Annotated in this window: 21 protein-coding genes; 5 read left to right on the forward strand and 16 right to left on the reverse strand. The window is 64.1% G+C overall.

The features are described 5' to 3' along the window. Positions 1-23: 23 nt before the first annotated feature. The 13 genes from ccoS to EBBID32_RS15190 all read right to left on the reverse strand — a co-directional run bounded on the left by ccoS (position 24) and on the right by EBBID32_RS15190 (position 12804). Positions 24-164 (reverse strand): cbb3-type cytochrome oxidase assembly protein CcoS, encoded by a 141-nt coding sequence (gene ccoS, locus EBBID32_RS15130; protein ID WP_006959946.1) that lies wholly within the window; start codon positions 162-164, stop codon positions 24-26. Next, positions 161-2296: a heavy metal translocating P-type ATPase gene (locus EBBID32_RS15135; RefSeq protein WP_006959948.1), complete on the reverse strand. Its 2136-nt coding sequence runs from the start codon at positions 2294-2296 to the stop codon at positions 161-163. Before EBBID32_RS15135 ends, ccoS begins: the two co-directional genes overlap by 4 nt. Then, positions 2296-2751 (reverse strand): FixH family protein, encoded by a 456-nt coding sequence (locus EBBID32_RS15140; RefSeq protein WP_037491020.1) that lies wholly within the window; start codon positions 2749-2751, stop codon positions 2296-2298. Before EBBID32_RS15140 ends, EBBID32_RS15135 begins: the two co-directional genes overlap by 1 nt. Further along, positions 2748-4178, reverse strand: coding sequence for a cytochrome c oxidase accessory protein CcoG (gene ccoG, locus EBBID32_RS15145; protein ID WP_006959952.1), 1431 nt, complete (start codon positions 4176-4178; stop codon positions 2748-2750). The genes EBBID32_RS15140 and ccoG overlap by 4 nt, the downstream gene beginning before the upstream one ends. Positions 4179-4320: 142 nt before the next feature. Continuing rightward, complete coding sequence (gene ccoP, locus EBBID32_RS15150) at positions 4321-5211, reverse strand: cytochrome-c oxidase, cbb3-type subunit III (protein WP_037491023.1); 891 nt, start codon at positions 5209-5211, stop codon at positions 4321-4323. Beyond that, positions 5204-5377 (reverse strand): cbb3-type cytochrome c oxidase subunit 3, encoded by a 174-nt coding sequence (locus tag EBBID32_RS15155; protein WP_006959956.1) that lies wholly within the window; start codon positions 5375-5377, stop codon positions 5204-5206. The genes ccoP and EBBID32_RS15155 overlap by 8 nt, the downstream gene beginning before the upstream one ends. Then, complete coding sequence (gene ccoO / locus EBBID32_RS15160; protein WP_006959958.1) at positions 5374-6120, reverse strand: cytochrome-c oxidase, cbb3-type subunit II; 747 nt, start codon at positions 6118-6120, stop codon at positions 5374-5376. The genes EBBID32_RS15155 and ccoO overlap by 4 nt, the downstream gene beginning before the upstream one ends. Positions 6121-6133: 13 nt before the next feature. Beyond that, on the reverse strand, positions 6134-7786 hold the full coding sequence (gene ccoN, locus EBBID32_RS15165) for a cytochrome-c oxidase, cbb3-type subunit I (RefSeq protein ID WP_006959959.1): 1653 nt from the start codon (positions 7784-7786) through the stop codon (positions 6134-6136). A gap of 128 nt (positions 7787-7914) precedes the next feature. Then, on the reverse strand, positions 7915-8667 hold the full coding sequence (locus EBBID32_RS15170; RefSeq protein WP_006959961.1) for a Crp/Fnr family transcriptional regulator: 753 nt from the start codon (positions 8665-8667) through the stop codon (positions 7915-7917). 58 nt (positions 8668-8725) lie between these two features. Then, a complete protein-coding gene (fixJ, locus tag EBBID32_RS15175) occupies positions 8726-9334 on the reverse strand; it encodes a response regulator FixJ (RefSeq protein WP_006959964.1) in 609 nt (202 codons plus the stop codon). Positions 9335-9338: 4 nt separating this feature from the next. After that, positions 9339-10475, reverse strand: a complete 1137-nt coding sequence (locus tag EBBID32_RS15180) for a sensor histidine kinase (RefSeq protein WP_006959969.1) — start codon at positions 10473-10475, stop codon at positions 9339-9341. 20 nt (positions 10476-10495) lie between these two features. After that, positions 10496-11311 carry a universal stress protein gene (locus EBBID32_RS15185; protein WP_006959971.1) on the reverse strand — a complete coding sequence of 272 codons (816 nt, stop codon included), beginning with the start codon at positions 11309-11311 and terminating at the stop codon, positions 10496-10498. 128 nt (positions 11312-11439) lie between these two features. Then, entirely contained in the window at positions 11440-12804 is a 1365-nt protein-coding gene (locus EBBID32_RS15190; RefSeq protein WP_006959973.1) for a methyl-accepting chemotaxis protein, read from the reverse strand. 143 nt (positions 12805-12947) lie between these two features. Here EBBID32_RS15190 and EBBID32_RS15195 point away from each other — a divergent pair, with 143 nt between their 5' ends. Genes EBBID32_RS15195 through EBBID32_RS15205 form a run of 3 tightly spaced genes read left to right on the forward strand, consistent with a single transcriptional unit; the run spans position 12948 to position 15969 of the window. Beyond that, positions 12948-14123, forward strand: coding sequence for a vWA domain-containing protein (locus tag EBBID32_RS15195; RefSeq protein WP_006959976.1), 1176 nt, complete (start codon positions 12948-12950; stop codon positions 14121-14123). After that, complete coding sequence (locus EBBID32_RS15200) at positions 14123-15103, forward strand: 2OG-Fe(II) oxygenase (RefSeq protein ID WP_006959978.1); 981 nt, start codon at positions 14123-14125, stop codon at positions 15101-15103. The genes EBBID32_RS15195 and EBBID32_RS15200 overlap by 1 nt, the downstream gene beginning before the upstream one ends. Beyond that, positions 15100-15969, forward strand: a complete 870-nt coding sequence (locus EBBID32_RS15205) for a DUF817 domain-containing protein (protein WP_006959979.1) — start codon at positions 15100-15102, stop codon at positions 15967-15969. Before EBBID32_RS15200 ends, EBBID32_RS15205 begins: the two co-directional genes overlap by 4 nt. Positions 15970-16040: 71 nt before the next feature. On the opposite strand, the gene EBBID32_RS15210 is transcribed toward EBBID32_RS15205, so the two are convergent. After that, a complete protein-coding gene (locus tag EBBID32_RS15210; RefSeq protein ID WP_006959981.1) occupies positions 16041-17126 on the reverse strand; it encodes an anhydro-N-acetylmuramic acid kinase in 1086 nt (361 codons plus the stop codon). Between the two features lie 54 nt (positions 17127-17180). Here EBBID32_RS15210 and tyrS point away from each other — a divergent pair, with 54 nt between their 5' ends. Both tyrS and EBBID32_RS15220 read left to right on the forward strand, forming a co-directional pair. Then, on the forward strand, positions 17181-18398 hold the full coding sequence (gene tyrS, locus EBBID32_RS15215; protein ID WP_006959983.1) for a tyrosine--tRNA ligase: 1218 nt from the start codon (positions 17181-17183) through the stop codon (positions 18396-18398). A 76-nt stretch (positions 18399-18474) separates the two neighbouring features. Next, positions 18475-18828, forward strand: coding sequence for a PilZ domain-containing protein (locus EBBID32_RS15220; RefSeq protein WP_006959984.1), 354 nt, complete (start codon positions 18475-18477; stop codon positions 18826-18828). On the opposite strand, the gene EBBID32_RS15225 is transcribed toward EBBID32_RS15220, so the two are convergent. Continuing rightward, positions 18800-19873, reverse strand: a complete 1074-nt coding sequence (locus EBBID32_RS15225) for a mechanosensitive ion channel family protein (RefSeq protein ID WP_037491030.1) — start codon at positions 19871-19873, stop codon at positions 18800-18802. The genes EBBID32_RS15220 and EBBID32_RS15225 overlap by 29 nt on opposite strands. 54 nt (positions 19874-19927) lie before the next feature. After that, positions 19928-21991 (reverse strand): ATP-dependent DNA helicase RecG, encoded by a 2064-nt coding sequence (recG, locus tag EBBID32_RS15230; protein ID WP_037491032.1) that lies wholly within the window; start codon positions 21989-21991, stop codon positions 19928-19930. Positions 21992-22065 lie beyond the last annotated feature (74 nt).

The raw sequence follows: 22065 nt of genomic DNA on the forward strand, positions 1-22065 counted from the left end.
GGGACAGGCTTCAGCGCGGCGGATCAATCATCATCATTCAGGATGCGCAGCGCCGAACCGTCGGGATCGTCAAATTGCCCGGCCGTCAGCGCCCAGAAGAAGGCACCAAGCCCGACCAGTCCCAGCAGCAGGGCAATGGGAATGAGGAGGGCAAGGCCGATCATCGCGCAGCCCGCCGCAAACGCAGGGCATTGGCAATGACGATCAACGACGAACTGGACATGGCCAGAGCAGCGACCAGGGGGGTGACAAGCCCGGCAATCGCCAGCGGCACCGCCAATATATTATAGCCCACAGCGAGCAGGAAATTCTGACGCACCACCGCCAGCGTGCGCCGCGCCGCACGCACGGCAACCGCGACGGATGCCAGGCTGTCGCCCAGAAACACGACATCGGCGGCCAACTGGCTGACATCACTGGCCGAGGATGGGGCCAGGCTGACATGCCCCGCCGCGAGCGCGGGACCATCATTCAGGCCATCCCCCACCATCAGCACACGATGCCCCTGCGCCTTGAGCCGCTCGATCATCGCCAGCTTGGCCTGCGGGCTCATATGGCCCGTCGCCAACATGCCCGTCGCGACGGCGACATCGTGCAGCGCCTGGGGCCGGTCGCCGCTCGCGATGATGGGATCAAGGCCAAGAGTCCGCAGGTCGGCTGCCGTCGCGGCGGCGTCGGGACGCAGCATGTCGGCAAAGGTCAGCAGAATATGGCGCTCGCCCTCCCGATATTCCGTGGAAAGGCTGGTCCAGTTGCCCGCATGTTCCGGCCGGGCAAGCGATACGGCCCTTCCCTGCCACAGCCCGCTTACGCCAACGCCAGCATCCTCGCGCAGGTCGGACAGCGTGGCGGCGGTGACGCCCTGTCTTTGCAGCGCCTCGGCCAGTGCCGCGCTCAGCGGATGGCGGCTGGCACGGGCCAGTGCCAGCACGACGGGCCGGGCATCGGACGGCAGCGCATCGAGGTTCACGGGCATGGGCCGACCGAGCGTCAACGTGCCGGTCTTGTCGAAAATCGCGCGGTCTGCCTCGGCCAGCCGCTCCAGCGCGGACCCGTCCTTCACCAATATGCCGCGCCGCATCAGCGCGCCGCACGCCACCACCTGCGCGGCAGGCACAGCCAGGCCAAGGGCGCAGGGACAGGTGATCAGCAGCACGGCGGTGGCGATCAGCAGCGCCTGATGCAGGCCAGCGCCCGCGATCATCCACCCTGCAAACGACAGGGCGGCCAGCAGATGTACGGCAGGCGCGTAAAGCCGCGCGGCCCGGTCGGCAATGCGGACATAGCGTGACTTGCCCTGCCCTGCCGCGTCCATCATCCGGGCTATATCGGCGATCAGCGTATCCGCACCCGCGGCGCGCACGACGACGCTCAGCGGCCCGTCCATATTGAGCGCACCGGCATGAACGCCGTCGCCGACCCCGACCGCCATCGGCTGGCTCTCGCCAGTCAGGAAAGCAAGATCGACGCTGCTCTTGCCTTCGCGAATTTCGCCATCGGCCGCGAAGCGTTCGCCCGCCGCCACCTGCATCATCATGCCCGGCACCAGCGCCCGCGCGGCGACCCAGCGACGCTGCCCCGCTTCGATCACATAGGCACCCGGTGCGGTCTGGCGCAGCAGCGCGGCGACGCCATCGCGCGCCCGGCCACGCATCATGGCGTCAAGGCATCGTCCGGCCAGCAGGAAGGTCAGCAACATCACCGCGCCGTCGAACCAGGCATGGGCGCCACCGGTGATCGTCTCATAAAGGCTCATGCCGGTTGCCAGCAGCACCCCGATGCTGATCGGCACGTCCATATTGGTGCGCCCCGCGCGCAGCGCAGCGATGGCGGAACGGAAGAAGGGCTGCCCGGCATAGGCGACGGTCGGCAGGGCGATCAGGGCGGACAGCCAGTGAAACAGTTCACGGGTCGCGCCCATCGCCCCGGACCAGATCGATACCGACAGCAGCATGATGTTCATCGACGCAAAGCCCGCGACGGCAAGCGCGCGCAACAGTCGCTTGTCCTGCGCACTCTCCACGTCGATCGTCGGATCGGCCAGTGGCTCGGCGGCAAAGCCGATGCCCGCAATTGCCGCGCGCAGGTCCGGCACGGTCAGCGCCGGATCATGGGTGATGGCGACACGCCGGGCCGAATAGTTGACGCGCGCGGCATGGATACCCGGCAACATGGTCAGCCCGCGCTCGACCTTGGCGATGCAGCCGGCGCAATGCATGTCGGGCACCGCGAATATGCTATGGGCCGTGTCCCGCACGACCGGATCGGGCGACAAGGTGACAGGCACGCCCTGCATCATCCGTTCCTTTCCAGAAAGCGCATGTCCTGGCCGTCGGCCTGAACGGTCCAGTGGATGATCCATCGCCCAGCGGGCAGCGGGGTTACCGCGCGCCAGTGGCCGTCCGCCTGCGCCTCAAAGCGCAAAGGAATGTCGGCAGCGCGCCCCAGCGGATGTTCGGCCGTCGCGCTGACCGACGTCGGCGTCGCGCTTGGCCCAACCAGCGTCAGCACCAGATGGCGTCCGGCGTCCAGGCGCGTTTCCTGCCGCCAGCCAAGGGCATCCTGCCGTCGCGCCATGGCGAGCCAGTCATTGAAGCGCTGGCTCGCGACATAGCTATTGTCGACCACCGTGCCGCCGAAGCCCCCAACGGCGTAACTGGCCATCAGGACATTCACCGCGATGACCACGGCAAAGAAGCTGACGAAGATCGCCGCGACATGGCGACCGTTGAGGCGAAAGCTGGACATCATTGCGGCCTTTCAAAATGAGCGGCTTCGCGGTCGGTGCCACCTTCGCGATCGGTCGCGCGAACGGTGAAGGCGAAATCCTGGCGCGCAGGCCCGGCGCCGGGCACGGCGAGGAAGATGCGCAACTTGGCCACGCTGTCGGCCGGGACGATCGTGTCGATCGCGGCGCGAGCGTCGCCCCTGTCGTCACGGTCGGTCCACAGGCTGGCGCCCGGCAGTCCTTCTACCGCGACGCGCATGGTCCGGGGACGCGATTCCATGTTGCGCAACTTGACCATATAGGCGTTGCGGATAGCGCCGTCGGACAGGCGCACGGCAATCGGGTTGCGATCCTGCTGCGCGCTGATGTCGATGCGCGTACGGGTTCCCAGCGCAAACAGCATCGCCCCACCAATCCCACTCCACAGCGTGAGATAGACCAGGGTGCGAACGTGCAGCAGTGACCGGATGACCGAGCGTGGGGCACGGCCCGCCTTTTCGGCAGTGGCGTCATCTTCGGTGCAATAGTCGATCAATCCGCGTGGCCGCCCGACCTGCGCCATCACCTTGTCGCAGGCGTCGATACAGAGCGCGCAGGTGATGCAGCCGATCTGCGGTCCTTCGCGTATGTCGATGCCGGTGGGGCAGACCGCGACGCACTGGTCGCAGTCGATGCAGTCGCCAAAGGCGTCGGGTTGCGCCTGCGCCTTCTTCAGGCTGCCCCGCCGTTCGCCCCGCCAATGCTTGTAGGTGACGACCAGCGACTTTTCATCGAGCATCGCGGTCTGGATACGCGGCCACGGGCACATATAGATGCACACCTGTTCGCGCATGAAGCCGCCCAGGACGAAGGTGGTCGCGGTCAGGACGGCGACGGTGGCATAGGCGACGGTCGCTGCCGTTCCTGTCCAGAACTGGTGCTGGAGCGTCGGCGCGTCGGCGAAATAGAATATCCACGCGCCGCCGGTGCCAAAGGCGATGACCAGCCAGACGCTCCATTTGGCGATCCGCCGGGCGATCTTGGAAATGCTCCAGGGTGCTTTGGCGAGACGTATCTGGGCGTTGCGATCGCCATCCATGAACCGTTCGACATGCTGGTAGAGGTCGGTCCACACCGTTTGGGGACAGGCATAGCCGCACCATGCGCGCCCGACAGCGGAGGTCACCAGGAACAGGCCGATACCCGCCATCACGAGCAGGCCCGCGACATAATAGAATTCATGCGGCCATATCTCGATCGCGAACATGTAGAAGCGACGATTGGCCAGGTCGATCAGCACCGCCTGATCGGGCGCATAGGGTCCGCGATCCCAACGCAGCCAGGGGGTGATCCAGTAGATGGCGAGCGTGACCACCATGACCGCCCATTTGAGGCGACGGTAAAAGCCATCGATCGCCTTGGGATAGACGCCCTTGCGCTTTTCGTAGAGGGACAGGGGAGCGGTGGTCATTCCCCCATTCCTCCCCTGCAAGGGGAGGTGGCAGCGCGCAGCGCTGCCGGAGGGAGCGTGCGTTGACGCGCGCGCCCTCCGCCAATCGCTTCGCGATCGGTCCCCCTCCCGGAAACAGGCAGGAATTTGGAGCAGGGAATGATCATCGCGGCGCAGCCTCGCCCCCGCCCAGGCTGTGGACATAGACCGCGAGCATCCGTACCGTCGCCGCGTCCAGCCTGTCGCCCCAGCGTGGCATCACGCCCTGGCGGCTGTTCCACACGGTCTGGTGCAGGGATTCCCCGTCGCCGCCATAAAGCCATATGCCGTCGGTCAGCTTGGGTGCGCCCAACTGACGATTGCCCTCGCCTGCTACGCCGTGACAGACCGCGCAATTGTCGGCAAAGAGCGTCGCCCCGCGCTGCGAAGCCGCGTCACCCTTCTGCTGGCCGCTGATGGTGCGGACATGGGCAACGACATCGTCGACCTGCTGCGCCGTCATCAACTGGTCGCGGCCAAAAGCAGGCATTATCGAAATGCGGGTTTCGGCATGATCGGGATTGCGAATGCCATCAACAATCGTCTTTTCGATGGTGGCAAGATCGCCGCCCCACAACCAGTCGTCGTCATTGAGATTGGGATAGCCCTTCGACCCGGCCGCGCCGGACCCATGACACTGGACGCAATGCACTTTGAAGGCGGCACGGCCACCCTCGACCGCCGCCTGCATCAGCGCGGGCCTGGCCGGAAGTTCATCAATCGGGGTCGCGGCGATGGCACGGTGGATCGGCGCCACCTTCTCCGCCTGCGTCGCCATCTCCCGCGCCAGATCGCCACGGCTGGACCAGCCCAGCATCCCGGTGGTGTAGCTGTCGATCAGCGGCCACGCCGGATAGGCGACGACATAACCGATCGAAAAGAGGATGCAGGCATAGAATGTCCACAGCCACCAGCGCGGCAGGGGCGTATCGAGTTCCTCAATCCCGTCCCACTCATGCCCCATGGTCGGGGTTCCGGTGGGCTGGTCAATCTTGCTTCTGGTCGGGTCAGCCATGGTCGCTTCCCTTCGCTTCACTGTCGGTGAGGATCATCATGGCGGCGTCGCTGCTGCGGCGCTTGCCGCCGGGACGGAAATGCCAGCCGATGAGGATCAGATATAGGAGGCCCATGAAAACCAGACCCCAGCTGTCTGCGAAATGCCGCATAGCGTCATAGCTCATCGCGGTTTCTCCTGCGGGGCTGCCGCATCGACATCAACCAGCGTGCCGATCATCTGGAGATAGGCGACCAGCGCATCCATTTCGGTCAGCTTGGCCGGATCGCCGTCGAAATCGCGCACCTGCGCCTTGGGATAGCGTTTCACCAGCGCCGTGCTGTCAGCGGTGGGATCGGCCTGCGCCTTCAAATCCTCATTGGCGGCGGCGATGGCGGCCTTGTCATAGGGGACGCCAACGCGCGACAGGGCGGTCAGGTCGCCGCTCATATCGCCTGCCTTGAGTTCGCGTTCCGCCAGGAAAGGATAGGTCGGCATGATCGATTCCGGCACGACGGCGCGCGGATCGACCAGATGCTGGACATGCCATTCATCCGAATAGCGGCCGCCCACGCGCGCCAGGTCCGGCCCGGTGCGCTTGGACCCCCACTGGAAGGGATGATCATACATGCTTTCGGCGGCCAGGCTGTAATGGCCGTATCGTTCGACTTCATCGCGGAACGGGCGGACCATCTGGCTATGGCAGTTGTAGCAGCCTTCGCGGATGTAGATATTGCGCCCGGCCAGTTCGAGCGGGGTGTAGGGGCGCATCCCCTCCACCTTCTCGATCGTGGAGTCGATCCAGAAGAGCGGCGCGATCTCCACGATGCCGCCAATGGCGACGACGATCAGCGACGCGATGCCCAGCAGGGAGACGTTACGCTCCAATCGGCCATGATCGAAAAATTTGCGTTTTGTCTTGGTTTCCATGTCGGTGTCTCCGTCACGCGGCGTGCGGCTGGAGGGGACGATCTGCGGCGGGATCGAAGGCTGCGTCGCGCATCGGCTTTTCCTGCCGCTGGCGTCCCGCGATGGTCAGGCCGATATTGACCGCCATGATGATCGCGCCAGCCAGATAGAGCAGACCGCCCGCTGCGCGGATGACGTACATGGGGAACATGGCCTTCACGACTTCGGAGAAGGCATAGACGAGGTAGCCGTCGCTCCCATATTCGCGCCACATCAGCCCCTGCATGATGCCTGCGGTCCACATCGCGGCGGCGTAGAGAACGATGCCGACGGTCGCGAGCCAGAAGTGCCAGTTGACCATCCGCAGCGAATAGAGGCGTTCCCGGCCCCACAGGCGCGGCGTCATATAATAGAGGCAGGCGAAGGTGATCATGCCGTTCCAGCCCAGCGCGCCGCTATGGACATGGCCGATCGTCCAGTCGGTATAATGGGACAGGCTGTTGACCGCCTTGATCGACATCATCGGGCCTTCAAAGGTCGACATGCCGTAAAAGGCCAGTGCCATCACCATCATGCGAATGATCGGGTCGGTGCGGATCTTGTCCCAGGCACCGTTCAGGGTCATCAGGCCGTTGATCATCCCGCCCCAGCTGGGCATCCACAGCATGATCGAAAACACCATGCCCAGCGTCTGCGCCCAGTCGGGCAGCGCGGTGTAGTGAAGGTGGTGCGGACCCGCCCAGATATAGAGGAAAATCAGCGACCAGAAGTGGATGATCGACAGGCGATAGCTATAGACCGGCCGTTCCGCCTGTTTCGGCACGAAATAATACATCATCGCCAGAAAACCGGCGGTCAGGAAGAAGCCCACGGCATTATGGCCGTACCACCATTGGGTCAGCGCATCCTGCACGCCCGCAAAGGCGCTATAGCTTTTGGACCCCAGCAGGCTGACCGGCATCGACAGATTGTTGACGATGTGCAGCATGGCCACGGTGATGATGAACGACAGGTAGAACCAGTTGGCGACATAGATATGCGGTTCGCTGCGGCGCATGATGGTGCCGCCATAGACCAGCAGGTAGCAGACCCACACGATCGTCAACCACAGGTCGACATACCATTCCGGCTCGGCATATTCCTTGCCTTCGGTAATGCCCAGCAGATAGCCGGTTGCCGCCAGCACGATGAACATCTGGTAGCCCCAGAACACGAAGCGGGCCATGGCGGGAAAGGCGAGCCGCGCGCGGCAGGTGCGCTGCACGACGTAGAAGCTGGTCGCGATCAGCGCATTGCCGCCAAAGGCGAAGATAACCGCAGACGTATGCAGCGGCCGCAACCGGCCGAAGCTGGTATATTCAATCCCCAGGTTCAGCGCCGGGAAGGCCAGCTGGAGCGCGATGTAGAGCCCGGCGAGAAACCCGGCCAGACCCCAGAATATCGTCGCGATCACGCCCCAGCGGATCATGTCGTCATCATAGCGCCCCGGATCGGGCATTTTGAGCGCGCCACGCACGATCGCGCCATAATCGGCGCGATTGAGGGTGAGCGCCGCGAGCAGCAGTCCAGTCGCTGCCACGATCGTCATGTGGACGGCAAAGCCGGTGTCCGCCGCCATGACTGCCGCAGCGGCTGCAAGCAGGGCCAGTGCGAACCATCCGCCCGCCTTGATGACCAATTGTTCCATGCTTATCCCCCAGGAGATATGTTCGTCGCCGCGCCTGCACGGCCGGGCTTCGACTGTCCTTGTCCTCTGTCAAAAGGGGGGATCGGGGTCTGTAGGGGAATGTCCCTATCCCGGCCGAAACTGGCCGATCAGGCCGCTTCGGCGCAGCAGGCCAACTGGTCGCGGTCCAGAATTTCGACCGTGCGCCGGTTGGGCAGCGCGATGATTCCGGCGCGCTTCATGTCGGTCATCTGGCGGCTGACCGTCTCGATCGTCAGGCCCAGCACATCGGCCACCTGCTGGCGCGAAAGGGGTAGCGCGAACCTGTCGAGCGGCCCTGCGCCCTCCCCCGCCAGCCGGTGCGACATATCAAGCAGGAAGGTCGCAATCTTTTCCCGCGCATTCTTGCGGCCCAACAGCAGCATCCAGGCCCGCGCCCGGTCGAGGTCATCGAGCGTGCGTTGCAGCAGGCGATGGCCCAGTTCGGGATGGGTGCGGGCAAAACCATCGAACGCGCCACGGGTGAACAGGCACAATCGTGCATCGGTCAGCGCGGTGACGCTGTGCGGGGTGCTGCGGCCAAAGGGCCGGCCGATGAAATCGGATGGATAGACCACCCCCACAATCTGTTCGCGCCCGTCGCCGGTGGATGCTGATAATTTGAGCGTGCCTTCGATGACATTGGCGACGATGGTGGCATCGTCGCCCTCCCACATCACCGTCTGTCCGGCCTGCACCGTGACCCGCCTGCCCAGGCGATTGAGCGCAACGCGCTCGTCATCCTCCAATGTACCGCAAATGGCGCGCGCGCGCACGTCGCATTGCTGGCAGAAGCTGGCATCCTGACAAGGGACCGGGGCGGCGGCGGGCGCGGTTTGCGCCAGATCAAAATGCATCATCATGATCGCTGCCTGACGCAGCGGGCGACATGCGCCTATCCGTAATGTCCCTGATCAAGCCTCATTCCAGCCCCGCCTGAAAGGCGATGCGCAGCGCTTCAGACAGGCTGCGCACGTCCAGCTTCTGCATCAGATTGGCGCGATGGATTTCCACCGTGCGGGGGGAAATGCCCAGATCATAGGCGATCGACTTGTTGGGCAGCCCTTCGACCAGCCCGGCCAGCACTTCACGCTCACGATCGGTCAATATGTTGAGGCGCGCCTGGGCTTCGTCGCGCCGGGCACCGGCATCGCGATGCGCGGCAACCTGTGCGCAGGCGGCGGCGATGGCATCCAGCAACGCTGCCTTCTCGAACGGCTTTTCGATGAAGTCGGTCGCGCCCGCCTTCATCGCAGCGACCGCCATGCCAACATCGCCATGACCGGTCATGATGATGACGGGCAGGACGATCCCCCGCGCGCGCAGTTCGCGCTGCACCTCCAGCCCGTCCATGTCCGGCATCCGCACGTCGAGCAGAACGCAGCCCTGGTCCAGCCCGGCGACCTCCTTGAGGAAGGGCAAGCCGCCCGAAAAGCTCTGCACCGGAAAGCCGCTCGTCTTGAGCATGAAGCTCAGCGACCGGCGGATCGCCTCATCATCATCGACGACATAGATCGGAGGTTGGGTCATGGCGTCAATCCGCAGGATCAAGGGTGAAGTGAAAGGCGACCCCGCCCCAGCGTGATCGCGTGGTCCAGATGCGACCGCCATGGCCTTCGACGATAGTGCGGCTGATCGACAGGCCAACCCCCATGCCCGTGGGCTTGGTGGTGCTGAACGGGGTGAAGAGCGATCGTTCGGCCGCAGGATCAAGGCCGGGGCCGCTGTCGGCGATGATGATTTCCACCCGGCCTTCCTCATCCGGCGTCGCCGACAGATGGAGGATACGCATCGGCCGCCCCTCCATGGCTTCCACGGCATTGCGGACCAGGTTGATGATCACCTGCTGCACCTGAACGCGGTTGGCCATGATCCGGCCGACACGCGGATCGACGGCGATGTCCATGTCGATGCCCCGGCTGTTGATGCCGATAAAGGCCAGCGCGACCCCTTCCGACAACAAGGTGGAGACCGTTTCGGGCTGGCGGTCGGCTTCGCCCCGGCGGATGAATTCGCGCAGCGACCGGATGATTTCCCCCGCGCGCAGCGCCTGGGTCGCGGCTTCGTCCATGGCTTCGCCCAGCAATGCGCGATCGATCGCGCCGTCCTGTGCCAGCAGGTCGCGGCCCGCTTCCATATAATTGGCAATCGCGGTCAGGGGCTGGTTGAGTTCATGCGCCAGCGCGGCGGCCAGCGTGCCCATGGCGGTGACGCGCGACGCATGGCTGAGTTCCGCCTGCAAATCCTGCACCCGCCGCTCGGTGCGCTGCCGTTCGGTCAGATCGCGGATGAAACCGGTGAACAGCGGCTCCCCCTGATCATGCACCTCACCCACCGCCAGTTCGATCGGGAAAGTCGATCCGTCGCGCCGCCGCGCCGTGGTCAGGCGGCCGATGCCGATGATCTTCTTTTCGCCTGTCTCGCGATAATGATCGAGATAGCCATCATGCCGCTCGCGATCGGGCGATGGCATGAGCATCGCCACATTCTCGCCCAGCACTTCGGCTTCGCTATAATGGAACATGCGCTGTGCGGCCGAGCTGAACGATATGATGCGCCCGCGTGCGTCGATGACGATCAAGGCGTCAGGCACCGTCGCCAGGATCGACCCCAGCAACGCCTGTTCCAGGCTGTGCGCATCATCGCGCGGATCGACATCGTTGATCGCCATCGCCCATCACTGACCGGAAATCAGTGCGCCAGCAAGAGCGGAACTCGCGCTTCGCTGAGCAGGTAGCGGGTGACCCCGCCAAAGATCGTCTCGCGCAGGCGGCTATGGCCAAAGGCGCCCATAGTGATCCAGTCCGCGCGCAGTTCGTCGGCCGCAGCGGCCAGCGCCTCCTCGACCGTGCGCCCCTTGCGCGGCCATTCGTGGATTTCCGACGCAATGCCGTGGCGCGACAGATATTCGCTGGCGTCGATCGGGGGGAAATCGCGCTTGGTCTTTTCCTCGACCGTGACGACATGCACCTCGCCAGCCAGCGCCAGCAGCGGCCTGGCGGCGCACAGGGCGACGGCGGCCTCATGCGATCCGTCCCACGCCACCATCGCCCGCCCCTGACAGGCAAAGCTCTGGCACGCCTGCGGCACGGCCAGGATCGGTGCGCGGCTGCTGATCGCAAGGTCAGCGACGATCGGTAGCGGATCGCCGATCGCGCGGCGCCCCGGCGTCGGCAAGGTCACGACGATCGCATCGGCCAGCCGCGACGCGGACAGCAGGCATTGCACCACCTCGCCATCGCTGTGTCGCCAGTCCCATGCCACGCCTTCGCGCTGCAACCGCGCTTCAACCTTCGCCTTCACCTTGTCCTCAGCCTTGCGTATCTCGTCGATGTCGCTGGGCAGCACATAGCTGCCCCCATACATATCCGCCGAAACAAATTCGATCACCGGCGTCACCTGAAGGCAGCGGATATGCGCGCCGGTCGCGCGGGCAATATCCAGCGCAACCTCCATCCTGCTGTTCTGGGCGTTATCCTCATGAATGTGCAGCAGGATGGTTTTCATGGACGGAACTCCGGGCATAAGGGCGTTGGGCGATTGGCTTCCTGATTATGCCGGTCCAGCCGCACCCTCCATCCGCAAATGTCCCTATGCCCGCCGGTCTTGCCGACAGCCTGTCCTGATCCAATCCGTCAGATCAGATAGCCGACCTCATACAGGCCCCAGCGCCGCCCTTCAAAAACCAGCGGCACGAACACGCTGCGCAGCGCGCGATAGCGGCCCTCGCCCAGATCCTGCCGATAGGTGAACAGGAAAAAATCCCCCTCCCCGTCCAGCGCGCGGCGGGTCTGGCTGTCCATGAACATCTGCCGGTTGCGCGCATGTTCCATGTTCCAGCGCGGATCGCCCGGCCGCTGCGGCTGGCTGCGCGCGCTGATATGGGTGGGCAGATAGCCATTCATGTCGATCAGGCAGCACCCGACGATCGCGCTGTCCTCCCCGGTCCGCCGGTCCAGCGTCGGGCGCAGCAGCGTGTCGGCAAAGGCAGTGAAACGGGTTTGATATTGCGCGGGGTCGGAACCCTCGATCCGGCGATAATCGGTATCGAACAGGTCCGCCAGGCTGAGCTGATTGTCTGCAATCCCCCGATGAATCACCGCCATCACCTCGTCCGCGCCTTCCTCGGCCAGCGCGATATAGCGGCTGTTGCGGGTGCGTTGCGGGCCGTGGGCAGCGGTATCCAGCATGGCGTTGGCCATCCCCTCCAGCCCTTCCAGTTGCCCGCGCGCCACCTCCACCCGCGTCGCGCTCTCGCTCGCCGACTGGCTGAACAGCGCCAGCCCCTGCCGCAACGCCGCGACATCGCCATCCGCCTCGTCAGTGCAGGTCACGATCGCGTCGGACCGCTCGGCAAATTGCGTCACCAGCGACGCGATCTCCGCCATGCTCAGCCGCAACCTGTCGATATGCGTACCGACATCGCGCCCGCGCACGATATTGGCCTCCACTCCGCCGATCAGCCGCCGCGCATCGCGGTCCAGCTGGCCCAGCTTGTCGCCCACCGAAGCCGCCGATTCGCCTGCCTGCCCCGCCAGTCGACGGATTTCATCGGCCACCACGGCAAAGCCCTGCGTCGCCTCCCCGCCGCGTGCCGCCTCGATCGCGGCATTGATGCCCAGCAGTCGCGTCTGCCGCGCGATCGCGCCCAATTCGTCGGAAATGTCGCCCACCGCTTCGATCACGGACAGGAACTGGCGCAAATGCCCCTCAAGTCCTGTGACATGCTCGACCAGCCCCGCCACCTCGCCCAGCGACAGGGTGACAACCTCATGCCCGTCGGCGATGATCCGCCCGGCGCGGCGCGCGGTCAGGCTCAATTCCTGCGCGGCGGCAACGCTTTCATTCTGGCTGGTGGCAAGCGTGTTCATGTTGGCCTGCAAATCCGACAGGCGCGCCGAATCCTGCTGGATGCGCAAGTTCAACTCGCTCAGAAAGCCCGCCGTTTCGCTGCATTGCAACGCGATGTCACCTGACCGTTCGCCAAGATCAGCCAGCAAGTCCCTGTTTTCCAAGCGTGCGCCCCAAATTTTCGGATCAATGGATAGTGACGTATTAACCATGCACTGCAACACTTAATATTCCGACAAGCCATCGCCCCAGCCGCTTGCATCACGCGCCGCGCTGCCCGACAAGGGCAGCCATGCTGCTCAATTTTCTCGATGCGCTCCGGGCCGCTGGCATCCCCGCCAGCATCAAGGAGCATCTGCTGTTGCTGGAAGCGCTGGACCGCGACGTCATCGAACGGCGGCCGGAGGATTTTTATTATCTCGCCCGCGCCACCTATGTGAAGGATGAAGGGCTGCTCGACCGTTTTGATCAGGTGTTCGGGCAGGTGTTCAAGGGCATGCTGGGCAGTTCTGGCGTAAAGGCGGAGATACCGGAGGAATGGCTACGGCTGGTCGCCGAGAAATATCTCAGTCCCGAAGAGATGGAGAAGATCAAGTCGCTGGGCGACTGGGACGAAATCATGGAAACGCTCAAGAAACGGCTGGAGGAACAGCAGGCGCGGCATCAGGGCGGCAATAAATGGATCGGCACTGGCGGCACATCCCCCTTCGGCCATGGCGGCTATAATCCCGAAGGCGTGCGCATCGGGGGGGAAAGCAAGCATAAGCGCGCCATCAAAGTGTGGGAGAAGCGCGACTTCGCCAATCTCGACAACAGCAAGGAACTGGGCACCCGCAATATCAAGGTCGCGCTACGCCGTTTGCGCCGTTTCGCGCGCGAAGGATCGGCGGAGGAACTGGACCTGGACGAAACCATCCGTGGCACCGCGCGGCAGGGCTGGCTCGACATCCGCATGCGCCCGGAACGGCATAATGCGGTCAAGCTGCTGCTGTTTCTGGACGTCGGCGGATCGATGGACCCGTTCGTCAAGCTGTGCGAGGAGCTTTTCTCCGCCGCCACCAGCGAATTCAAGAATATGGAATTTTTCTACTTCCATAACTGCCTCTATGAAGGCGTGTGGAAGGATAATCGCCGCCGCTTTGCCGAGCGCACCCCGACCTGGGACATCCTCCACAAATATGGCCATGACTATAAGGTGATCTTCGTCGGCGACGCGGCGATGAGTCCTTATGAGATCAGCCATCCGGGTGGATCGGTTGAACATATGAATGAGGAAGCGGGCGGCGTGTGGCTGCAACGGGTCGCCCATACCTATCCCGCGACCGTGTGGCTCAACCCGACGCCAGAGGCGCATTGGGGCTATAGCCAGTCGACCCGCCTGATCCGCGAGGCGATGAACGACCGCATGTATCCGCTGACGATAGAGGGCATCGACGCGGCCATGCGGGAGTTGACGCGGAAGCGCTGATGGCGGGCGTCGCGGCGGAGGCGCTGGCGCTTCTCCAGCGCGGCGACAGTGCGTCGGCGCAGGCGCTGGTCGAGGCGGCTTGCGCACGCGGCGATGGCGATGCGCTGGCGATGCGGGCGCTCTGGCGGGTCGAGGGGCGGCTTGTGCCGCGCGACCTGATCGCCGCCCGCGCTGATCTGGCCGCTGCGAACACGATCGGTGCAGCGCGAATCCTTGCGGGCTTTCTCGCCGCCGGCACAGGCGGCAAGCGCGACTGGGCCGGGGCGCTGGCGATGCTGGATGACTGGGCGAGCCGCGATCCGGTAGCCGCGCAGCAGCGGGCCTTGATCGCCGCGATGGCGATCGACACCAAAGGCGATCCTATCGCTCTGCCGACGGTCAAGCCACTGTCCGACAGCCTGATGATCCTCGCTTTGCCCGGCCTGCTCACCGCGCCGGAATGTGACCTGCTCGCCGCCCTGTCCGACCGGCGGCTGCGCCCGGCGCTCATCTTTCACGAAGGGCAAAAACGCTTCGTCGCCGATCCAATCCGCGATTCCGACGCGGCAGGATTTCCCATCGTGTCCGAATGGCCCGCCATCCACGCGATCAACCGCCGACTGGCCGCCGTCAGCGGCACCACCGTAGAACAGGGCGAGACGCTCCAAGTGCTGCGCTACCGCCCCGGCCAGCAATATCGCCCCCATCTGGACGCCGTGCCGGGCCTCACCAACCAGCGCAGCCTGACCCTGCTGGTCTATCTCAACGATGATTATCAGGGAGGCGAAACCCACTTCACCCGCCTGCCCCTCACCCATCGCGGTCGCAAGGGCGACGGGCTGCTTTTCGCCAATACCCTGCCCGACGGCCGCCCTGACCCGATGAGCGAACATGCCGGGCTGCCGGTGCAGGCAGGTTTGAAACTGATCGCCAGCCGCTGGATCAGACAAAGGCCGCCCGAAAGCCCGGACGGCTTTGGCCAGCATGAGGCGATGGCGTGAAGCCTGTGCCGAGCGACCAGACCCGCTTTGCCCGTATCCGGCTGACACTGGAGCAGGCGGCCATTGCGCCGGGCTGGCGCGGTCCTGTTTTTGAATTTCTGATGTTCGGCTTCAAACAGGGATGGGCCTGTCAGTTCGGTGCCTTGATCCTCGCGCTTTTGCTGGGCACGCATTTTTTCTATCCGGCGTCAGCGCCGCTGCATCGGTACGACTTTCTGACCCTGTGTGCGCTGGCGATCCAGATCGGCATGATCGCCTTTCGGCTGGAAACATGGCGCGAAGTCGCGGTGATCGGGATATTCCATATCGTCGGCACGGTGATGGAATTGTTCAAGACGGCAGCGGGGTCCTGGGTCTATCCCGAAGCCAGCCTGCTGCATATCGGTGCCGTCCCCCTCTTTTCCGGCTTCATGTATGCCGCCGTCGGCAGCTATATCGCGCGTGTCTGGCGCATTTTCGATTTCCGTTTCAGCGCCTATCCGCCGCGCTGGACCAGTTTCGTCCTTGCCGCCGCCATCTATGTCAATTTCTTCGCCCATCACTGGCTGCCCGACGTTCGCCCGCTGCTGTTCGGCGTTACCGGGCTGTTGTTCGGGCGCTGCCGCATCTGGTTCAGGCCGCTCCATCATCACCGGTCGATGCCACTGTTGCTGGGCTGGTTCCTCGTTGCGCTCTTCATCTGGTTTGCTGAGAATATCGCCACCTTTGCCAATGCCTGGAACTATCCCGATCAGGCAGGAGGATGGCGCATGGTGTCGCCCATGAAAATGGCGGCATGGTATCTGCTGATGATCATCAGCTTCGTTCTGGTGTCCCTTGTGTCGCCGATCCGGCGGCCTGTCCTACAGCAAACCCGCCTGCTATGATGCGCAACGCACTTTGCGATAGGATCACGCCCACGCAACAAAATGTCACGATTGCCGGGAAATATGCGAAGTTAAGGCCGGAACAGCACACCGCCCGCCATCGGCTCCGGCGCGCCCGTGGTCCCCGGAAAGCTGATCGGCAGCCCCTCCAGATGCCGCACCGCCATATAGGCAAAACCCTGCGCCTCCAGCGCGTCGCCGTCCCAACCCAGCGCATCCACAGCCCGAACCTCAACCCCGCACCGCGCCGCCAGCATCGCCATCAGCGTCCCATTATGCCGCCCACCGCCCGCGACATGCAGGCAGACCGGCCGCTCGGCCAGATGCGCGATCCCCCGCGCTACGGCTGCCGCTGAAAAGGCGGTCAGCGTCGCCGCGCCATCTTCAACGCTCAGCCCCTGCACCGCGTCGATCGTAAACGCCTCCCGATCGATGCTCTTGGGCGGTGGCACGGCAAACCAGGGGTCGGCCAGCATGGCTGCCAGCCGTGCCTCATCCACGCGCCCTTTCGCGGCGCAAGCCCCACCCGCGTCATAGGCCGCATCCCCATGCGCCTGCATCCAGTTGTCGATCAGCCCGCTCGCCATGCCGGTGTCGAATGCGGTCAGCGCCCCGTCTGATCCGATTGCGGTGATATTGGCGACCCCGCCCAGATTGAGGATCGCCACCGGCTTTTCCAGCCCGGCGGCCAGCGCACGATGATAGACCGGCATCAGCGGCGCGCCCTGCCCGCCCGCCGCCACATCCGCGCTGCGCAGGTCACCAACCACGGATATGCCGAACGCCCCGGCCAGCGCCGCGCCATCGCCAATCTGCCAGGTCCAGCGGCGGTCAGGCCGGTGCGCCACGGTATGGCCATGAAAGCCGATGACGCCGACATCCTCCGCCATATGGCCGCTGCGGCCAAGCAGGTTGGCCACCGCCTCCACATGCAGTTCGGTCAGTTCCGCCTCGACCGACGCGATCAGCGGCTCGAACCCCCGCGCGTCCATCGCCATGGCACGGGCGCAGGCTTCGGTCAGCCGCACCCGGAAGCCGTCATGATAGGGTTGCGCATGAAAAGCGACCGGCTTCACCAGCCCATCCCCGTCGGTCTCGATCAGCGCCGCGTCGATCCCGTCGCGCGATGTCCCCGACATCAGGCCGATTGCCAGCATTTACGACTCTCCGCCTCTTTTACAGCCGCCCTCCCAATGCTACAGGCGCGCGCCATGAGCAACTATCAGTCCGACCTCCTGCGCCTGCTCGACACGCGCGGCTATATCCATGACGTCACCAATGCGGCAGGTCTCGACGCGCTGGCGCAGAAGGAGATCGTGCCCGGCTATATCGGGTTCGATCCGACCGCGCCCTCGCTCCATGTCGGCAGCCTGGTACAGATCATGATGCTGCGGCGGATGCAGCAGGCAGGGCACAAGCCCATCGTCCTGATGGGCGGCGGCACCGGCAAGATCGGCGACCCCAGCTTCAAGGATGAAGCGCGCAAGCTGCTGACCGACGATCTGATCAGGTCCAACGTCGCCAGCATCAAGCGGGTGTTCGAGAAATTCCTGACCTTTGGTGACGGCCCGACCGACGCGGTGATGGTCGACAATGCCGACTGGCTGGATAGACTGGAATATATACCGTTCCTGCGCGACATCGGCCAGCATTTCTCGGTCAATCGGATGCTCAGCTTCGACAGCGTCAAAATGCGGCTGGAGCGTGAACAGTCGCTCAGCTTCCTCGAATTCAACTACATGATCCTGCAAGCCTATGACTTTCTGGAACTGTCACGCCGTTCGGCCTGCCGGTTGCAGATGGGCGGATCGGACCAGTGGGGCAATATCGTCAACGGCATCGAACTGTCGCGCCGGGTCGATGGAACGCAGGTCTATGGTCTCACCAGCCCGCTGATCACCACGGCGGATGGCGGCAAGATGGGCAAGACAATGAACGGCGCGGTCTGGCTGAACGCCGACGCGCTGCCGCCCTATGACTATTGGCAATTCTGGCGCAATACCCAGGATGCCGATGTCGGCCGTTTCATGCGGCTGTTCACTGACCTGCCGCTGGACGAGATCGCCCGGCTCGAAGCCTTGCAGGGCGCGGAGATCAACGAGGCCAAGAAGATCCTGGCCGACGCCGCCACCGCCATGGCCCATGGCGCGGAAGCCGCTGCCGCGTCTGCTGAAACGGCCCGCAAGACATTCGAGGAAGGCGAGTCCGACGCCAACCTGCCGACCGTCAGCATCGGCGCGGAGGGGCTGACGGTGGTGCAGGCCAATGTCGCGCTCGGCTTTGCCACGTCAAACAAGGAAGCGCGGCGAAAATTGTCGGAAAATGCGATCCGCGTGAACGGAAACGTGGTGAACGATCCGGCCCTGACGCTGAAACCGGGCGACAAGGTGAGTTTCGGCGCGAAAAAGCATGGGATAGTGGTCGCCTGAGGCAGAAAGAATGTTAGAGGAACATTAACCTTTTCTCCTAATGAAGCGTCCATCTTCGCCGCCCTAGGCTGCACCCATGTCATCGCTGTTCGCCAACCTCAATCATGTCATGCGGTCCCGCGATCCGGCGGTGGATCAGCGCCGGGCTACCCGTGACCTGGTCGACATGGTGAGCCATGTCACGGCGCGCGGCCGCACCCATGGCGTGCGGATCATCAACATTTCCGCGCTCGGTGCCATGTGCCGCAGCGATGGCGAATTGCTGATGGGCGAACGACTGACGATCTGGCTGCCGATCCTGAAGGACCATCCCGCCGAAGTCCGCTGGGTCGAGGATGGGCGACTGGGCATCGAGTTCCTGCAACCCATCGCCCCGCGCACCTACAACGCGCTGATGGCGCTCATTCCCCCAAGGCAGACGGCCTGGTAAAAGCCTGTCCCGTCTCTATCGACTGGCGGGTACGGACGAGCGCTTCTGGCATTTCGCCACGGAGGAAAGACAGCATCGATTCGCGCACCTCGCATCGCAGGTCAAACGCCATCCCGGCGTTGCGCGCACTCAGCAAGCCTCGCAATTCCAGAGCATCGGCACGGTGATCAGTAACTTGTAATATCGCGACCCGTCCATCCCACCGGCTATTGCCCTGTACCGCCGCCACGAATGCCGTACGGATGCGTTCAATGTCGGCGGTCGGATCGACATAAAGAAACACTGTGCCAAGCAGGTCAGACGTGCGAGTCGTCCAGTTCTGGAACGGCTTTTCCAGAAAATAGGACACGGGCACGATCATGCGCCTGTCGTCCCAGATGCGGATGACGACATAGGTAAGCGTAATATCCTCGACCCGTCCCCATTCGCCTTCCACAATGACAACATCGTCCAGCCGGATCGGCTCGGAAAAGGCCATCTGGATGCCCGCAATCAGATTTTTAAGCGCCGGCTGCGCCGCTGCACCAACCGCCAGCCCAACTAGGCCCGCCGACGCCGCCAGCGTAACGCCGATGGTGCGCACCCCCGGTATCGCCATCAACATCATCGCGATGACAAACACCGCCACGATGCTCTGCACGATCCGATAGAGTATGCGGACGCGGGTGTGACGCTTGCGCGCCTTGAGATTATCCTCGGCGTTGATATCCGCCTGCTGCTCGACGATCTGGCGCACGGCACGCAAAATACCGAACAGCAGCCAGCCTGCCAGCATGGCAAAGGCCATCCGCGACCCGATAGACCAAAGGACTTGCGCCTTTTGGCCCAGGTCCAGCGACTGAACCCCCGCACTCAGCGCCAGCAGCACGACCAGCCAGCGGGTTGGTTGGAAAATCGCTGGCAACAGCACCGGCTGCATCCGCGTCCTAACGACGCGCACCATGATGGCATAGATGACCCAGTGCGCGGCGAAAGCGAGTGTCACAGACAGAACAATGGACAGGAGCGCCGTCGGGGCATCGGAAAATAGCTGCAGTCGAATCATGCCCCGACAACGCGACGATACCTGCTTTGTTTCGCTGTCGTAGCATGGCTGCCTCTACCCGCCCCGTAGCAACCCCACCGCAGCATCCCGCTCGAACAGATAGAGGCAGGTTCGCGCCGCCTGTCCGCGCGGGCTGTCGAGGCCGCCATCGCGGTCGATCAGCAGATGCGCGTCATCCCGCGCCGCGTCCAGCAAGGACGCCAGATGCTCAGGCGTCGCGAGCTTCAACTGCTGCTCGCCCGACTGGCGCGTCCCCAGCACTTCGCCCGCACCACGCAGCTTCAGATCCTCCTCGGCAATGCGGAAGCCGTCGTTCGTTTCCCGCATCAGCGCCAGCCGTGCCCGCGATGTTTCACCAAGCGCATTGCCGCGCAGCAGCAGGCAGACCGACGGCTTGTCGCCACGCCCCACCCGCCCGCGCAACTGGTGCAATTGCGCCAGGCCGAAGCGATCCGCGCCCTCGATGATGATCAGGCTGCTATTGGGCACATCGACGCCAACCTCGATCACGGTAGTGGCGACCAATATCTGTGTCCGGTTGGCGGCGAAGGCCTCCATCGCAGCATCTTTGTCCGGCCCCTTCATCCGGCCATGGACCAGACCCACCCGATCGCCAAAGCGCAGCTTCAGGGATTCGGCCCGCGCCTCTGCCGCCGCCTGATCGCTCGTCTCGCTCTCCTCGACCAGCGGGCAGACCCAATAGGCTTGGCCCCCACCCTCGACATGGCGGGCCAGCGCATCGACCACTTCGTCGAGCCGGGTCGCGGCCATCACCACCGTCTGGATCGGCTGGCGACCGGGCGGCATCTCGTCCAGTTTGGACACCTCCATTTCACCATAATAGGTCAGGGTCAGTGTCCGGGGAATCGGCGTTGCCGTCATCACCAGCAGGTGCGGCGCGCGCTCCGCCTTGTTGGCCAGCATCATCCGCTGGGCGACGCCGAAGCGATGCTGTTCGTCGATCACGGCGAGGCCCAGATGCTTATACTGCACCGCTTCCTGAAAGATCGCATGGGTGCCAACGAGGATGTCGATGCTGCCATCGGCCAGCCCCATCAATGTGGCCTCGCGTATCTTGCCCTTGTCGCGCCCGGTCAGGATGGCGATCTCCACCGGCAGGCCCGACGCCATTTTGCGCAGCGTCTCATAATGTTGCCGCGCCAATATCTCCGTCGGGGCGAGCATCGCGCCCTGCATCCCGGCCTCGACGGCGTTCAACAACGCCATCAATGCCACCAGTGTCTTGCCCGAACCGACATCGCCCTGGAGCAGCCGCAGCATCGGCGTGCCCTGCGCCATATCGCCCTCAATTTCGCCAAAAGCGCGACGCTGCGCTCCGGTCGGCGCGAAGGGCAGCTTGAGCATTGCCCGCAACCGCCCGTCGCCTTGGATCGGCACGCCCCGCCGCCGCCGCGACGATTGCCGCACCAGCATCAGTGCCAGTTGCCCGGCGAAAATCTCGTCATAGGCTAGTCGCTCACGCGCGACCGCGTCGGACGGATCGGCATGGACACGCGCCAGCGCCTCACGCCAGCCCGGCCAGTCCTTGCGCACGAGCAGGCTTGGTTCGATCCATTCGGGCAGGTCCGGCGCACGGGCCAGCGCCTGCCCCACAAAGTCGCGCATCCGGTTGTTGGTCAGTCCTTCGGACAGGCCATAAACCGGCTCGCGCGCAGGAATTGTAGCGGCTTCGTCGGGCGGCAGCACATGGTCGGGGTGGACGATCTGGAGATTGTCGCCATAGGCCTCCAGCTTGCCCGACACGAATTTGGGTTCGCCCAGCGGCAGCAGCTTGCGCGGCCAGGCGCTGTTCCTGCCGAAATAGGTGAGCGAGACATAATTGCCATGCCTGTCGGTCGCATGGACACGGAACGGCGCGCGCGCACTGCCGCTGGCGCGATAGTCCACCGGGGTCAGGACAATGCCGATCACCCGGCCCGCATCCGCCATATCCAGCTCGTCGGTCAGGACGCGATCGACCCAACTGACCGGCAGATGGAACGCCACATCGACCGCGCGCGCCAGCCCCAGCCGCTCCAGCGGGCGGGCCAACGCCGGTCCAATGCCCTTAAGGACAGAGATTTCGGCAAAGAGCGGATTGAGAATATCGGGTCGCATGTCTATCTGGCCAGCATCTACCCCAGCCGGGACGATGGCACAAACATCCGATCGGCTTTTTCCGCGTGTCCGCA

Source organism: Sphingobium indicum BiD32 (assembly GCF_000382885.1).
Taxonomy (GTDB): domain Bacteria; phylum Pseudomonadota; class Alphaproteobacteria; order Sphingomonadales; family Sphingomonadaceae; genus Sphingobium; species Sphingobium japonicum_C.